General features: G+C 68.5%; 16 protein-coding genes. 12 read left to right on the top strand and 4 right to left on the bottom strand.

What is annotated here, in order from left to right:
* The first annotated feature begins 8 nt into the window (after positions 1 to 8).
* The 7 genes from ACQPWU_RS07030 (at position 9) to bfr (ending at position 4,848) form a co-directional block, all read left to right on the top strand.
* A complete protein-coding gene (locus ACQPWU_RS07030; protein ID WP_433437787.1) occupies positions 9 to 830 on the top strand; it encodes a biotin--[acetyl-CoA-carboxylase] ligase in 822 nt (273 codons plus the stop codon).
* Between the two features lie 39 nt (positions 831 to 869).
* On the top strand, positions 870 to 1,382 hold the full coding sequence (locus ACQPWU_RS07035) for a PH domain-containing protein (protein WP_433437788.1): 513 nt from the start codon (positions 870 to 872) through the stop codon (positions 1,380 to 1,382).
* A gap of 51 nt (positions 1,383 to 1,433) precedes the next feature.
* Positions 1,434 to 2,354 (top strand): adenylate/guanylate cyclase domain-containing protein, encoded by a 921-nt coding sequence (locus ACQPWU_RS07040; RefSeq protein ID WP_433445169.1) that lies wholly within the window; start codon positions 1,434 to 1,436, stop codon positions 2,352 to 2,354.
* Between the two features lie 15 nt (positions 2,355 to 2,369).
* Positions 2,370 to 3,455 carry an S-(hydroxymethyl)mycothiol dehydrogenase gene (locus tag ACQPWU_RS07045; RefSeq protein ID WP_433437790.1) on the top strand — a complete coding sequence of 362 codons (1,086 nt, stop codon included), beginning with the start codon at positions 2,370 to 2,372 and terminating at the stop codon, positions 3,453 to 3,455.
* Entirely contained in the window at positions 3,455 to 4,054 is a 600-nt protein-coding gene (locus ACQPWU_RS07050) for an MBL fold metallo-hydrolase (protein WP_433437792.1), read from the top strand. The genes ACQPWU_RS07045 and ACQPWU_RS07050 overlap by 1 nt, the downstream gene beginning before the upstream one ends.
* Positions 4,055 to 4,167: 113 nt before the next feature.
* A complete protein-coding gene (locus ACQPWU_RS07055) occupies positions 4,168 to 4,344 on the top strand; it encodes a (2Fe-2S)-binding protein (protein ID WP_433437793.1) in 177 nt (58 codons plus the stop codon).
* Positions 4,345 to 4,359: 15 nt separating this feature from the next.
* Complete coding sequence (gene bfr, locus ACQPWU_RS07060; RefSeq protein WP_433437795.1) at positions 4,360 to 4,848, top strand: bacterioferritin; 489 nt, start codon at positions 4,360 to 4,362, stop codon at positions 4,846 to 4,848.
* A gap of 46 nt (positions 4,849 to 4,894) precedes the next feature.
* Here bfr and ACQPWU_RS07065 read toward each other — a convergent pair whose 3' ends face one another.
* Positions 4,895 to 5,371 (bottom strand): RICIN domain-containing protein, encoded by a 477-nt coding sequence (locus tag ACQPWU_RS07065; protein WP_433437796.1) that lies wholly within the window; start codon positions 5,369 to 5,371, stop codon positions 4,895 to 4,897.
* Positions 5,372 to 5,686: 315 nt separating this feature from the next.
* On the opposite strand from ACQPWU_RS07065, the gene ACQPWU_RS07070 reads away from it, so the two are divergent.
* Positions 5,687 to 6,355, top strand: coding sequence for a response regulator transcription factor (locus ACQPWU_RS07070; RefSeq protein WP_012888073.1), 669 nt, complete (start codon positions 5,687 to 5,689; stop codon positions 6,353 to 6,355).
* Between the two features lie 3 nt (positions 6,356 to 6,358).
* Positions 6,359 to 7,639: an ATP-binding protein gene (locus ACQPWU_RS07075; protein WP_433437798.1), complete on the top strand. Its 1,281-nt coding sequence runs from the start codon at positions 6,359 to 6,361 to the stop codon at positions 7,637 to 7,639.
* On the opposite strand, the gene ACQPWU_RS07080 is transcribed toward ACQPWU_RS07075, so the two are convergent.
* Positions 7,623 to 8,105, bottom strand: coding sequence for a GtrA family protein (locus tag ACQPWU_RS07080; protein WP_433437799.1), 483 nt, complete (start codon positions 8,103 to 8,105; stop codon positions 7,623 to 7,625). The genes ACQPWU_RS07075 and ACQPWU_RS07080 overlap by 17 nt on opposite strands.
* Before the next feature lie 281 nt (positions 8,106 to 8,386).
* Here ACQPWU_RS07080 and ACQPWU_RS07085 point away from each other — a divergent pair, with 281 nt between their 5' ends.
* Both ACQPWU_RS07085 and purE read left to right on the top strand, forming a co-directional pair.
* Positions 8,387 to 9,535, top strand: a complete 1,149-nt coding sequence (locus tag ACQPWU_RS07085) for a 5-(carboxyamino)imidazole ribonucleotide synthase (RefSeq protein ID WP_433437801.1) — start codon at positions 8,387 to 8,389, stop codon at positions 9,533 to 9,535.
* Positions 9,532 to 10,032 (top strand): 5-(carboxyamino)imidazole ribonucleotide mutase, encoded by a 501-nt coding sequence (gene purE, locus ACQPWU_RS07090; protein WP_433437802.1) that lies wholly within the window; start codon positions 9,532 to 9,534, stop codon positions 10,030 to 10,032. Before ACQPWU_RS07085 ends, purE begins: the two co-directional genes overlap by 4 nt.
* Positions 10,033 to 10,056: 24 nt before the next feature.
* On the opposite strand, the gene ACQPWU_RS07095 is transcribed toward purE, so the two are convergent.
* On the bottom strand, positions 10,057 to 11,370 hold the full coding sequence (locus ACQPWU_RS07095) for a UDP-glucose dehydrogenase family protein (protein ID WP_433437803.1): 1,314 nt from the start codon (positions 11,368 to 11,370) through the stop codon (positions 10,057 to 10,059).
* A gap of 122 nt (positions 11,371 to 11,492) precedes the next feature.
* Between ACQPWU_RS07095 and ACQPWU_RS07100 the strand changes: the two genes are divergently transcribed.
* Positions 11,493 to 12,656, top strand: a complete 1,164-nt coding sequence (locus tag ACQPWU_RS07100; protein WP_433437805.1) for an acyl-CoA dehydrogenase family protein — start codon at positions 11,493 to 11,495, stop codon at positions 12,654 to 12,656.
* A gap of 91 nt (positions 12,657 to 12,747) precedes the next feature.
* Here ACQPWU_RS07100 and ACQPWU_RS07105 read toward each other — a convergent pair whose 3' ends face one another.
* The gene (locus ACQPWU_RS07105; protein ID WP_433437807.1) at positions 12,748 to 13,695 is read right to left on the bottom strand and encodes a helix-turn-helix transcriptional regulator; all 948 of its coding nucleotides are present in this window, start codon (positions 13,693 to 13,695) and stop codon (positions 12,748 to 12,750) included.
* Between the last annotated feature and the right edge of the window lie 18 nt (positions 13,696 to 13,713).

The raw sequence follows: 13,713 nt of genomic DNA on the forward strand, positions 1-13,713 counted from the left end.
ATAGGGGGATGCCCGACTCGCGTTATTCCGACCTCGAACGCCCGCCGCTCTCCGAGACGGCGCTCAACCGCGCGCTCGTCCACCCCGGTTCCCTGTGGACGGGCATCACTGTCGTGGAGAGCACCGGCTCCACCAACGCCGACCTCGCCGAGGCCGGCGTCGGCGGAGCGCGTGAGGGGGCGGTGCTGGTGGCCGAGTCGCAGCTCGCGGGCCGCGGCCGGCTCGGGCGCAGCTGGTCGATGCCGCCGCGCGCGGGCCTGACGTTCTCGATCCTGCTCAGGCCGGACCTGCCGATCGCCACGCAGGGCTGGCTGCCCCTCCTGTACGGCGTCGCTGCCGCCTCGGCGGTGCGCCGCCTGGCCGAGGTGGACGTACGGCTCAAATGGCCCAACGACCTGCTGATCGGCGAGCGCAAGCTGGCCGGGATCCTGGCCGAGCGGGCCGATGACGCCGTCGTCATCGGCATGGGCATGAACGTGTCGCTCAGGCAGGAGGAGCTGCCCGTCGAGACAGCCACGTCGCTGGCCATCGAGAAGGCGGCCTGCGTCGACCGGGACCCGCTGCTCAGGGCCGTGCTGAGGGAGGTCGAGAGCCACTACAGGGAGTGGACGGCGGCCGATGGCGACGCGGAGACGTCGGGGCTGCGCTCGGCGTACCTGGCGGCCAGTGCCACGGTAGGGCGGCGGGTCAGGGTGGAGCTGCCGGGAGAGCAGGCGGTGATCGGGCTGGCCACGGGCATCGACCCGGCCGGGCACCTGCAGGTGGAGTCGGAGGGCGAGCGCTACACACTGAGCGCCGGAGATGTCGTACATGTACGTCCAGCGGAATGAGCATGGCCGCCGGGCGGCGATGATGGCACGATTTGGGCCATGACCCTTCCCGACCACCATCTGACGCAGGGTGAGCAGCGCGTCCGATCCTTCCACCCCCACTGGAAGCGGCTCATCGGCCCCTTCCTCGCGCTGATCCTCATCGTCGGGGCCGTCGGCGCGGCGCTGTTCTTCATCCCGGGCGAGTGGGAGTACGCCTTCTACGCCAGGATCGCCGCCGTCGTCATCGGCCTCATCCTGCTGACGATCTATACGCTCGTGCCGTACCTGCGCTGGGTGAACACCGGCTACGTGCTCACCACCCACCGATTCACGATCAGCATGGGCGTGCTCAACAAGTCCACCGACGAGATCCCGATCGCCAAGGTCAACACGGTCAGCTCCGACCAGACGTTCCCCGAGCGTCTGCTGGGGTGCGGCACGCTGACCGTCGAGTCGGCGGGCGACCGGGGCGAGATCGTGCTGCGCGACATCCCGAGGATCCAGGACGTCCGCACCGACCTGTTCAGGCTCGTCGAGGACGCCTCCGACGGCGATATCGACGGCCGCTGACGCGTGAGCAGTTCCAGTCGTGGCAGGCCGACCGCCGAGGAGATCGAGCGGATGCTCGTCGGCGCGCCGGCCCGCTTCACGAAAGACCAGATCACCGACAAAGCAGACGTGCCGCAGGAGCTGGCCGAGCGCATCTGGCGCGCGCTCGGGTTCGCGCAGCCGGCCGACGGCGCCGTGGCGTTCACCGACGCCGACGTCGACGCGCTGCGCCGGGTGCGCAGGATGCTCGACAGCGGCGTGCTCGACGAGCAGACGGTCATCCGCATGGCCCGCGCGCTCGGCCAGACCACGGCCAGGCTGGCTCAGTGGCAGGCCGAGATCATCATCGGCGCGATGTTGCCGCAGGAGCCCTCGGAGGACGACCTGGCCCACGTGCTCGACGCGGCGCTGGAGCTGAGGCCCGATTTCGAGCAGGTGCTGATCCATGTCTGGCGGGCCCAGCTCGCCGCCGCCGGCACCCGGCTGCTGGCCATCGCCGACGGCAACGACGAGCTGGTGCCGACACGGGTGTCGATGGCGGTGGGGTTCGCGGATCTGGTGTCGTTCACCAGGCGTGCCCGCGAGCTCGACGAGAAGGAGCTGGCCGAGCTGGTCGAGGGGTTCGAGGCGCGGGCCTCCGACGTGGTGACCTCCCACAGCGCCAGGCTGGTCAAGACGCTGGGCGACGAGGTGCTGTTCACCGCGCCGACCGCGGCCCAGGCCGCGGAGATCGCGCTCGACCTGGTCGAGTCGGGTGTCGAGCTGCGCATCGGCATGGCGTACGGGCCCGTCCTGCCCACGATGGGCGACGTGTTCGGCACCACCGTCAACCTGGCCGCCAGGCTCACCGCCATCGCCAGGCCGGGCACGATCCTGGTCGACTCCTCGCTGGCCGAGGGGCTCGACGGGTTCGAGATCCACAAGATCAGACGTCGTCCCGCAAGGGGCCTCGGCGTGGTGCAGCCCTATGTCTTGCGGAGATCATCCTCCTGACACAAGATGGCTGGCATGCCGTACGAAGTGCAGGGCGTCATCGCCCGAGCCAAGGGCCAGGAAGTCTCACTCGAAACGGTCGTGGTGCCGGACCCCGGCCCCGGCGAGGCGGTCGTGAACGTGCAGGCCTGCGGGGTCTGCCATACCGACCTGCACTATCGCGAGGGCGGGATCAGCGACGACTTCCCGTTCCTGCTCGGGCACGAGGCGGCGGGCGTCGTCGAGGCCGTCGGCCCCGGCGTCACCGAGGTGGCCCCCGGCGACTTCGTGATCCTCAACTGGCGCGCGGTGTGCGGACAGTGCCGCGCGTGCCTGCGCGGCCGGCCCTGGTACTGCTTCAACACCCACAACGCCGCCCAGAAGATGACGCTCAAGGACGGCACGGAGCTGTCGCCGGCGCTGGGCATCGGCGCGTTCCTGGAGAAGACGCTGGTCGCCGCCGGGCAGTGCACCAAGGTCTCCGCCGAGGCGCCCGCGCAGGTCGCGGGCCTGCTGGGCTGCGGCGTCATGGCGGGCCTCGGCGCCGCGATCAACACCGGCGGGGTGAGCCGCGGTGACTCCGTCGCCGTCATCGGCTGCGGTGGCGTGGGGGACGCCGCGATCCTCGGCTCCTCGCTGGCCGGCGCCGCGAAGATCATCGCCGTGGACGTGGACGACCGCAAGCTGGCCTGGGCCCGCGACTTCGGCGCCACCCACACCGTCAACTCCCGCGAGAACGACCCGGTGACGGCGATCCGCGACCTGACCGGCGGCTTCGGCGCCGACGTCGTCATCGAGGCCGTGGGCCGCCCGGAGACGTACAAGCAGGCCTTCTACGCCCGGGACCTGGCCGGCACGGTCGTCCTGGTGGGCGTCCCCACCCCCGAGATGACCCTTGAGCTCCCGCTCCTCGACATCTTCGGACGCGGCGGCTCACTGAAGTCCTCCTGGTACGGCGACTGCCTGCCGTCGCGCGACTTCCCGATGCTCATCGACCTGTTCCTGCAGAACCGGCTGCCGCTCGACAAGTTCGTGACCGAGACGGTCGGGATCGACCAGGTCGAGGCGGCGTTCGCGAAGATGCACCGCGGCGAGGTGCTGCGCTCGGTGGTGACGTTCTGATGATCGACAGAGTCATCACCTCGGGCACGTTCTCGCTGGACGGCGGCACCTGGGACGTCGACAACAACGTCTGGCTGGTCGGCGGCGCCCGCGAGGTCATCGTCATCGACGCGGCCCACGACGCCGCCCGGATCGCCGAGCGGGTGGGCGGGCGCACGGTCAAGGCCATCGTCTGCACCCACGCGCACAACGACCACATCAACGCCGCCAAGCCGCTCGCCGACCTCACCGGCGCGCCGATCCGGCTCCACCCCGCCGACCAGGTGCTGTGGGAGCAGCAGTACGGCGACGCGGTGCCGTACCAGCCGCTGGCCGACGGGGACAAGATCGAGGTCGGCGGGATCGCGCTGGAGGTGCTCCACACGCCCGGTCACTCGCCCGGGGCGGTGTGCCTGTACGCGCCGGACCTCGGGGCCCTGTTCAGCGGCGACACCCTCTTCAAGGGCGGGCCCGGGGCGACCGGGCGGTCGTACAGCTCGTTCGACACGATCATGGAGTCGATCAGGGAACGGCTGCTGAAGCTGCCACCTGAGACCGTCGTGCACACGGGGCACGGCGACTCGACCACAATCGGCGCGGAGGCTTCACAGCTCAGATAGCCGAGTGTGGCCTAACTAACGTAGGCAAGCCTTACCAAAGTGAGCTACCTTAGGTGTGCCTAACCTAAAGGCGCCACCACCTTAGTTCCGCTTGTCGAGAGGCCTGCCCCCAGATGTACGCGTGCATTTGTCGTGCTGTGACCGAGAATGAGGTGCACGACTGCATCGCCGCCGGGGCCACGAGCGCGAAGCAGATCCGCGACACCACTGGTGCCGGTGGTGACTGTGCCCGATGTGTGCGGAAGATCTGTGCGATCCTGAAAAGGTCTGAAGAACTGACGACCGCATAGCGAGAGGCCCGTTTCATGCAGGGCGACAAGCAGATCATCGAGTTGCTCAACGAGCAGCTGACCGCTGAGCTCACCGCGATCAACCAGTACTTCCTTCATGCCAAGATGCAGGAGAACTGGGGATACACCAAGCTCGCCGAGCACACACGCGCGGAGTCGTTCGAGGAGATGCGCCACGCCGAGCGCCTCACCGATCGCATCCTCTTCCTCGAAGGCCTGCCCAATTACCAGCGTCTGGGGACGCTGCACATAGGCCAGACCGTCGAGGAGCAGCTCAAGGCGGACCTCGAGGTCGAGCTCTCGGTCGTGCAGCGCCTGCGCCCGGCGATCGCGCTCATGCGCGAGAAGGGCGACATCACCTCCGCCCGGATCTTCGAGGAGATCCTGGAGGACGAGGAAGAGCACATCGACTACCTGGAGACGGAGCTCGAGCTCATCCGGAGCCTGGGCGAGCAACTCTACCTGGCCCGCTACGCCGAGCCGCCGTCGCCGTCCGACGACTGACCACGGTTGCCGGGTGGGCCTGCCGAAGCCCACCCGAAAGCCGGCTCTAGCGCATGATCCAGACCTGGTCGGAGATGTCCTTGCAGGTCCACTGGATGATCCACTTGCCCGGCTTGCGCTCGCTCTTACCGACCGCCAGACACATCCCGGTGGCCTTGTTCTGCAGGTGCTGCTGGTTGTCGTAGATCCACTCCTGCTCGAGACCGCCGTCGGTGCACGGCCACTGGATCGCGTACCTGCCCTTGACCTGGGCGCCGCGCGCGATCGCCAGGCACATGCCGGTCTTGGCGTTGATGAGCTTGCGCCCCTTGTAGATCCACTGCTGGTCCTTGTTGGTGGAGCACGTCCACTGGATGACCTTCTTGCCCGCCTTCACCTCGCTCTTGCCCACGGCCAGGCAGAGCCCGGTGGCGGCGTTCATCAGGCGCGACCTGCTCGCCGCCGAGGCGGGAGCGGCGGCCAGGGACAGCGCCATGGCGGCGGTCGCGGCGACGGCGAAGATTTTCTTGGGAATGGCAACCACGTCGATGACCTTTCTGCGAGCTGTTGATCATTGAGACGCGCGCAATTCCCCTTTTGTTCTGATCGGGGACAGCCCGGCTCTCCCCACCGGTCGCCGGCGTGTCGTGCCCGAGGGTAAGATCATCGGGAGGGTTGGTCATGACGCGGAACGCTAACGCCATGATCGGCGCGTCCCGCTACCCCTCCCAACAGCGGTAATTTAATCCGGACTAACCGATATTTAGCCGCGTTTGCCCAGGTCAATGGATAGGTCAACGACGAGTCAAACCCGGCGCTGTACCCGGGAAACGATCGCCTAAGGTCCTACGATCGCTTCATGACCTGCGTACTTCTCGCCGAGGATGACACCTCGATCTCGGAGCCGCTCGCGCGTGCGCTACGCCGCGAGGGCTACCAGGTCGAGGTGAGCCCGGACGGCCCGCAAGCACTGGAGCGGGCACTGTCGGGCGGTATAGACCTCATAGTTCTTGATCTCGGCCTGCCCGAAATGGACGGGCTGGAGGTCGCCCGCCGGATCCGGGCCGAGGGGCACGGCACCCCGGTACTGATTCTCACAGCCCGCGTCGACGAGGTCGACACGGTCGTCGGACTCGACGCCGGCGCGGACGACTACGTGACCAAACCGTTCAGGCTGGCTGAGCTGCTCGCCCGGGTACGCGCGCTGCTCCGCCGCGGCACCTCCGAGACGCCCGTCGTCCAGGGCGTGCGTATCGACGCCGATTCACGCCGTGCGTGGATGGGAGACAAGGAGTTGCATCTGACGACGAAAGAGTTCGACCTGCTGCGCGTGCTCGTACGTGACGCCGGGAAGGTCGTCACCCGCGAGCAGATCATGCGAGAGGTCTGGGACACGAACTGGTGGGGTTCGACCAAGACACTCGACATGCACATCTCCTGGCTGCGCCGCAAGCTCGGCGACGACGCCGCGAAACCGCGCTACATCACTACGGTCCGGGGAGTCGGCTTCCGGTTCGAACGCGAGTAGGAGATGCGCCGCCGACTGCTCTCCTCCACGCTGCTCGTCGCGGTCATCGCGGTCCTGCTGCTGGGGGTCCCCCTGGGCGTCGTCGTCAGTCGTCTGATCGTCGACGAGGCGGCTCAGGAGCTCGGGGCGGAAGCCAAACGCCTCGTGGGAGAGGTCGAGTATGCCCGTGTTCAGGAGACACCGCTCGACCCCCAGCAGCTGGAACAGAAATACCCGGGCCGGTACATACAGATATGGGAGCGCGGAACCCCCCTCAGGGTGACCGTCGTCGGCACCGCGCCGCCGTCCGGTCACCTCATGACTGAGGACGCGCAGACCAACACCGGCGTCTACGTTCGGATAAGTCGCGACAGGGATAAGGTCGAGCAGGATGTACGGGCTCGTCTCCTGCTCATCGTGGCCCTGGCCGTCGCCGCCCTTGCGGTGGCCGTGAGCTTGGCCGTCGTACAGTCCCGGCGATTGACGCTACCCCTTCAGGACCTGGCGAAGATCGCCGAACGGCTCGGCTCGGGCGACGCACGGCCGAGCAAACACCGCTACGGCATCCCCGAACTGGACCGGGTGGCGCAGGTGCTCGACCGCAGCGCGACCCGTATCTCCGACCTGCTCACCCGCGAGCGCGAGTTCGCCACCGACGCCTCCCACCAGCTCCGCACCCCCTTGACCGGTCTCACCATGCGCCTTGAGGAGATCGTGTCCGCCGCGGACGAGCCCGAAGTCGTAAGAGAGGAGGGTGAGGCGGCGATCGTGCAGGCGGAGCGGCTCACCGCCGTGATCGACGAGCTGCTGGCCGCGGCCCGGCGCCAGCGACACGCCCAGGCCGGGCCGATCGCCGTCGACGAGGTTCTCATCCAGCAGATCAGGGAGTGGGACCCGGTGTTCAAGGGCGCCGGACGCCTCCTGCGGCTCGAAGGCGGGCGCGGCCTGAAGGCGCTGGCCACCACCGGCGGCTTCGGCCAGGTGATCGCCTCCCTGCTGGAGAACTCCCTGCGCCACGGCGGCGGCGCCGTCACCGTCACGACCACCAGCGGCGACAACTACGTGGTGATCGAGGTCTCGGACGAGGGCCCGGGGATCGCCGACGAGATAGCCCCCAAGATCTTCGAACGGAACGTCAGCGGCGGCGGGGGCACCGGCCTGGGGCTGACACTCGCCCGCGCGCTGGCCGCGGCCGACGGCGGCAGGCTGGAGCTGGTACGGCGCCGCCCCGCCACGTTCGCCATCTTCCTGCGCCCGGTGGAGGACGACGGCAACAGGGGCAGGGTGGTCAGCGGTCCTGCTTGACCCCGGCCTCGGGCAGCTCCACCGGGATGGGCTCGGTGGCCTCCAGGAACACCCACTTCTTGTACGACCAGTAGCGGAACAGCGTGCCGAGCCCGACGCCCACGATGTTGGCGATGTTGATGCTGAGGGCGTCGTGCCGGTCGAGGGTGTAGGTGGTGAACCCGATCGTCAGCATGCCGAACAGCAGGGCGATGCCATTGAGCAGGAAGAACAGGAAATATTGGCGCCCCAGCCCACTCTGCTCGCGGTGCCGGAAGGTCCAGAAGCGGTTGCCGAGGTAGGCGAACGTCGTGGAGATCGCCGTCGCCACGACCTTGGACGTCAGCGGGCCCAATCCCACAACGACGTTGCAGAGATTGAGCATGCCGAAGTCGATCACGAAGGCGATGGCCCCGATGCTGCCGAACTTCGCCAGCTCATAGACGAGGGCCGCGAACCGCTCGTAGAGGCGTCTTACGACATTCACGTCTCTGCTCGGTCCTCTCCCTCGCGGCGCCTGACCCCTTCAGCGTACCGGTCACGATGTAGGGTCGAAGTCCGCCTCGCGAACATCCTGCTTAGAAATACCGTCCTATGCCCGGCATTTACGAAAGACGGGCATTACGCTGCGTTGCAACCTCCCGTGCCATCCGGCATACGCGGGCAGGGGAGAGCGCTGGGCGGTCGTGCCTGCGAAGGCGACCCGGAACGGCCGCCCAGCCCGGGAGCGTCCGGGAAAGTCGTTCCGTCCCGGTAAGCTCACCTGGCGTGAGTTCCTACAGCCCCATCGGACCGGTCGTCGGCATCGTCGGCGCGGGCCAGCTGGCCAGGATGTCGCAGCCGCCCGCCATTGCGCTCGGCATCGAGCTGCGGGTGCTGGCCAACACCCCTGAAGAGAGCGCCGCACGTGTGATCGTCGACACGCGCATCGGAGACTACCGCGATCTGGGCGATCTACGCGAGTTCGCCAAGGGTTGCGCCGCGATCACGTTCGACCACGAGCACGTTCCCACCGAGCACATCCGGGCCCTGGCCGCCGCCGGCCACGCCGTGCATCCCGGTGCCGACGCGCTCGTGCACGCCCAGGACAAGGCGGTCATGCGCGAGCGGCTGACCGCGATCGGCGTGCCCTGCCCGGCCTGGGCGCGCGTGTCGTCGGCCGAGGAGGCCTCGCGCTTCGCGGAGGAGCACGGCTGGCCGGTGGTGCTGAAGTCGGTGCGCGGCGGCTACGACGGCCGCGGCGTGTGGGTGTGCCGGTCCCCGGAGGACGTCGCGGAGGCGTTCGCGACCGGAGTCGAGCTGCTCGCCGAGGCGTTCGTGCCGTTCGAGCGGGAGCTCGCGGTGCTGGTGGCCCGCTCGCCGCACGGGCAGGGCGTCAGTTACCCGGTCGTGGAGACCGTGCAGCAGGACGGCATCTGCGTGGAGGTCATCGCGCCCGCCCCCGGGCTGGACCCCGAGGGGGCGGCGCAGGCGCAGCGCATCGGCCTGAAGATCGCCCACGAGCTGGGCGTGACCGGGCTGCTGGCGGTGGAGCTGTTCGACACCCCCAACGGGCTGGTGGTCAACGAGCTGGCCATGCGCCCGCACAACAGCGGCCACTGGACGATCGAGGGCTCGACGACGTCGCAGTTCGAGCAGCATCTGAGGGCGGTGCTGGACCTGCCGCTCGGCTCACCCAAGATGACCGCCCAGGTCGTCGTCATGGCCAACCTGCTCGGGGGCGAGGAGCCCGACCTGTTCAAGCGGTACGAGCACGTGCTGGCCCACGATCCGGGCATCAAGCTGCACTTCTACGGCAAGGAAGTGCGTCCCGGCCGCAAGATCGGCCACGTGACGGCCCTCGGCTCCAACCTCGAAGAGGTCCGCGCCCGCGCCCACCACGCCGCCGTCTACCTCACCACCGGGGAGTACACATGACCATCGGCATAGTGATGGGGAGCGACTCCGACTGGCCGGTGATGAAGCTCGCCGCGGAGGCCGTCGCCGAGTTCGGCGTGCCCTTCGAGGCGGACGTGGTCTCGGCGCACCGCATGCCCGCCGAGATGATCGAGTACGGCCGCAGCGCCGCCTCCCGCGGCCTCCAGGTGATCATCGCCGGGGCTGGAGGGGCGGCGCACCTGCCCGGGATGCTGGCCTCCGTCACGCCGCTGCCGGTGATCGGGGTGCCGGTGCCACTCAAATACCTCGACGGGATGGACTCCCTGCTGTCGATCGTCCAGATGCCCGCCGGGGTGCCGGTGGCCACGGTGGCGGTGGGCGGCGCTCGCAACGCGGGGCTGCTGGCCGTACGCATCCTCGCCGCGTCGGACGTGAAGCTGCGGGAGCGCATGGAGGAGTTCCAGGCGCGGCTGAAGGAGCAGGCGTACGCCAAGGGCGAGAAGCTCCGCGCGGAGGCCGCCCAGCTGAAGAGCTAGGGCGGCCGCCCGGCCCCTGCAGAGCTAGGGGCGGCCCAGGGCGCGGTAGTGCCATCCGGCGGACCGCCACGTCTCGGAGTTCAGGGCGTTACGCCCGTCCACGATGCGCCGGGTCGCGACCACCGCGCCCAGCTCCTCCGGATCGAGCTCCACGAACTCCTGCCACTCCGTGAGCAGCAGCACCACGTGTGCCCCGCGGACCGCCTCAAGGGCCGACTCGCCATAGTTCAGCTCGGGGTGAGCCTTACGAGCGTTGCCGAGCGCGATCGGGTCGTACACGGTGACCTGTCCGCCCTGGTGGCCGATGGTCACGGCGACGTCCAGCGCGGGGGAGTCGCGAATGTCGTCCGAGTTGGGCTTGAATGCCGCGCCCAGCACGCCCACCGTGCAGCCGTGGAACGAGCCTCCGGCCAGCTCCCTCGCCAGGTCGACCATGCGGGCACGGCGCCGCTTGTTGATGGCGTCCACCTCGCGCAGGAACGTCAGCGCCTGATCCGCGCCCAGCTCCCCGGCCCGCGCCATGAACGCCCTGATGTCCTTGGGCAGGCAGCCGCCGCCGAACCCGAGCCCCGCGTTCAGGAACCGCCCGCCGATCCGGTCGTCGTACGACAGCGCCTCGGAGAGCTGCTTGACGTCGGCGTGAGCGGCCTCGCAGACCTCGGCCATGGCGTTGATGAAGGAGATCTTGGTGGCGAGGAAGGCGTTGGCGGCAGTTTTGACCAGCTCGGAGGTGGCGAAATCCGTCACCACGAACGGAACCTCGCCCAGCGGCTCATACACCTCGCGCAGCACCTTCTCCGCTCGTTCGGTGCGAACGCCGAGCACGATGCGGTCAGGGCGCAAGGTGTCCTCGACCGCGAACCCCTCACGCAGGAACTCGGGGTTCCAGGCCAGCTCGGCCTGGCCTCCGGCGGGGGAGAGCCGGGCGAGCTTGTCCGCGAGCCGCTCGGCGGTGCCGACGGGCACGGTGGACTTGCCGACCACCAGGCACTCCCGGTCGAGGAGCGGGGCGAGGGTCTCGATGGCGCTGTCGATGTACGTGACGTCCGCGGCGTACTCGCCGCGTTTCTGCGGTGTGCCCACGCAGATGAAGTGCACGTCGCCGAAGGCGGCGACTTCCTCGTAGGAGGTGGTGAAGCGAAGACGGCCGGATTCGAGCCCGCGGCGGAGCACCGGTTCGAGCCCGGGCTCATGGATCGGAAGCTCACCTTGGTTCAGTTGGCGGATCTTGTCTGCGTCTATATCAAGGCCAAGGACCTCGAATCCAAGATCAGCCATGCACGCCGCATGCGTGATGCCCAGGTATCCGGTCCCGATCACCGTGAGGCGATATGGCACGAGTGAGCTCCTTTCGGTCGCGCAGGCATGCTACCGGTCCTCGCTCTCCTACGTGCCACCTGCACCTCTTCGCAAACCGTACTAGCTGGTAACAAATGCTCGGACATCCTAGTATCTAGCGCATGAGCTTCCCTCTTTACGCGCCCGCCGAAGAGCACGACCTGCTCAGGGAGACGGTCCGGGCCCTGGCCGACGAGAAGATCGCCCCGCACGCCGCCGCGGCCGACGAGACCGAGGAGTTCCCTTGGGACGTCTACAAGGCGCTCGTGTCGTCGGACCTGCACGCCGTACACATTCCTGAGCAGTACGAGGGCGCCGGGGCGGACGCTCTGGCCACCGTCATCGTCATCGAGGAAGTGGCCCGTGCCTGCGCCTCCTCGTCCCTGATCCCCGCCGTGAACAAGCTCGGCACGGTCCCCCTCCTCCTGTCGGCCTCGGAGGAGCTGAAGTCCCGCTACCTGCCCGGGGTGGCGAGCGGCGACGCCATGTTCTCGTACGCGCTGTCGGAGCCGGAGGCGGGCTCGGACGCGGCGGCCATGAAGACAAAGGCCGTACAGGACGGCGACCACTACGTGCTCAACGGCACCAAAATGTGGATCACCAACGCCGGGGTCTCGGAGTACTACACCGTGATGGCCGTGACAGACCCGTCAGCCGGCGCCAGGGGCATTTCGGCCTTCGTCGTGGAGAAATCGGACGAGGGCGTCTCCTTCGGTCCCAAGGAGAAGAAGCTCGGCATCAAGGGCTCGCCCACCCGCCAGGTGATCCTGGACAATGTCCGTATCCCGGCCACCCGCATGGTCGGCGCCCCTGGCACCGGCTTCAAAACCGCCCTGGCCACGCTGGACCACACCCGCATCACCATCGCCGCCCAGGCCCTGGGGATCGCTCAGGGCGCCCTGGACTACGCGATCGGCTACGTCAAGGAACGCAAGCAGTTCGGCCGCCCGGTGGCCGACTTCCAGGGCCTGCAGTTCATGATCGCCGACATGGCCATGAAACTCGAGGCGGCCAGGCAGCTCACGTACCACGCGGCGGCGAAGTCGGAGCGGGCGATGAACGGCGAGCCCCAAAAGGACCTGACGTTCCTGTCCAGCGCCGCGAAGTGCGCCGCCTCGGACGCGGCCATGGAAATCACCACGGACGCGGTGCAACTGCTGGGGGGCTACGGCTACACGAAGGATTTCCCGGTGGAGCGCATGATGCGCGACGCCAAAATCACCCAGATCTACGAGGGCACGAACCAGATCCAGCGCATGGTGATGGCCCGGCAGCTCCTCAAGTAGGTCTATGACCTGCAGAAACCCGGGACTGAGCGCGTACGGTCCCGGGTTTTCGTGTATCCGTCAGCTTCCCGGCGGCCGTCGCAGGGAGTGTTCATTCCAATGTCTGTTCCAGCAGGCACTCGGCCAGGCGCCGGACGGCAGTGCGTAGTTCCTGCGGCGACAAGATCGTGAACGGGAAGCCGAGCCCGGCGAGCATGGCGGCCATGCCGTCCAGAGACTCGGCACGCGTCCGCAGGAGGACCCCGTCCGGTGTTTCGGTGAGTGTGGCCACCGACGGCGGGATGCGGCGGGACGCCTCGGCGAGGGGAGCGTGCAGAATGACCTCGACAATGTGCGCATACGGTACCTGGGCCAGCGACGCGGTGACCTGCCGCACCGGGTCGGACTCCTCGGGGATCTCATAGGAAGCCGTCCCTGGCACGACGGAGGAGATCCGGTCGAGGCGGAAGGTGCGGATCTCGCCGGACCGGTGGTCGTGGCCGGTCACGTACCAGCGGCCGGAGTGGAAGACCAGGCCGTGGCCGTCCAGCTCGCGTTCGGTCTGCGCGCCTTTCCAGGAGCGGTAGCGCAGTGTGACCCGGCGGCGGTCGCGGATCGCGGCGGCCAGGGTCAGCACGGCCCGGCTCGCGGGCGTTGGCGCCGCACGTTCGGCGAGAGTGAAGTCCAAGGTCTCCTCCAGCGCGCCGACCTGTTCTCGCAGCGTGGCCGGCAGCACCCGCCGGATCTTGGCCAGGGCGGCTTCGGTGGCCTCGGCGGCAAGGCCCAGGCGGCGTCCGGCGAGCAGGCCGAGAACCACGGCGGTGGCCTCGTCGTCGGTGAGCATCAGCGGTGGCAGCTTGTAGCCGGGCATCAGTTGGTAGCCGCCGTAGCGGCCACGCTCGGCTGCGACCGGGATGCCCAGTTCGGCGAGTCGGGCGGCGTAGCGCCGGACGGTCCGCTCGTCCACACCGAGCCGCTGCGCCAGGTCGCGGCCGCCCAGTCCGTGGTGCGCCTGGAGCAGTTCGAGCATCGCCAGCATCCGGGTCGCCGGATATGACATAGGTCACCCACTTAATCC

The organism is Nonomuraea sp. CA-141351, from assembly GCF_050944675.1.
In the GTDB taxonomy this organism is placed as follows: Bacteria; Actinomycetota; Actinomycetes; order Streptosporangiales; family Streptosporangiaceae; genus Nonomuraea.

Coding starts and splice junctions, on each gene's coding strand:
- ACQPWU_RS07030 (WP_433437787.1), top strand. CDS start 9: ATGCCCGACTCGCGTTATTCCGACCTCGAACGCCCGCCGCTCTCCGAG.
- ACQPWU_RS07035 (WP_433437788.1), top strand. CDS start 870: ATGACCCTTCCCGACCACCATCTGACGCAGGGTGAGCAGCGCGTCCGA.
- ACQPWU_RS07040 (WP_433445169.1), top strand. CDS start 1,434: ATGCTCGTCGGCGCGCCGGCCCGCTTCACGAAAGACCAGATCACCGAC.
- ACQPWU_RS07045 (WP_433437790.1), top strand. CDS start 2,370: ATGCCGTACGAAGTGCAGGGCGTCATCGCCCGAGCCAAGGGCCAGGAA.
- ACQPWU_RS07050 (WP_433437792.1), top strand. CDS start 3,455: ATGATCGACAGAGTCATCACCTCGGGCACGTTCTCGCTGGACGGCGGC.
- ACQPWU_RS07055 (WP_433437793.1), top strand. CDS start 4,168: ATGTACGCGTGCATTTGTCGTGCTGTGACCGAGAATGAGGTGCACGAC.
- bfr (WP_433437795.1), top strand. CDS start 4,360: ATGCAGGGCGACAAGCAGATCATCGAGTTGCTCAACGAGCAGCTGACC.
- ACQPWU_RS07070 (WP_012888073.1), top strand. CDS start 5,687: ATGACCTGCGTACTTCTCGCCGAGGATGACACCTCGATCTCGGAGCCG.
- ACQPWU_RS07075 (WP_433437798.1), top strand. CDS start 6,359: ATGCGCCGCCGACTGCTCTCCTCCACGCTGCTCGTCGCGGTCATCGCG.
- purE (WP_433437802.1), top strand. CDS start 9,532: ATGACCATCGGCATAGTGATGGGGAGCGACTCCGACTGGCCGGTGATG.
- ACQPWU_RS07100 (WP_433437805.1), top strand. CDS start 11,493: ATGAGCTTCCCTCTTTACGCGCCCGCCGAAGAGCACGACCTGCTCAGG.
- ACQPWU_RS07105 (WP_433437807.1), bottom strand. CDS start 13,695: ATGTCATATCCGGCGACCCGGATGCTGGCGATGCTCGAACTGCTCCAG.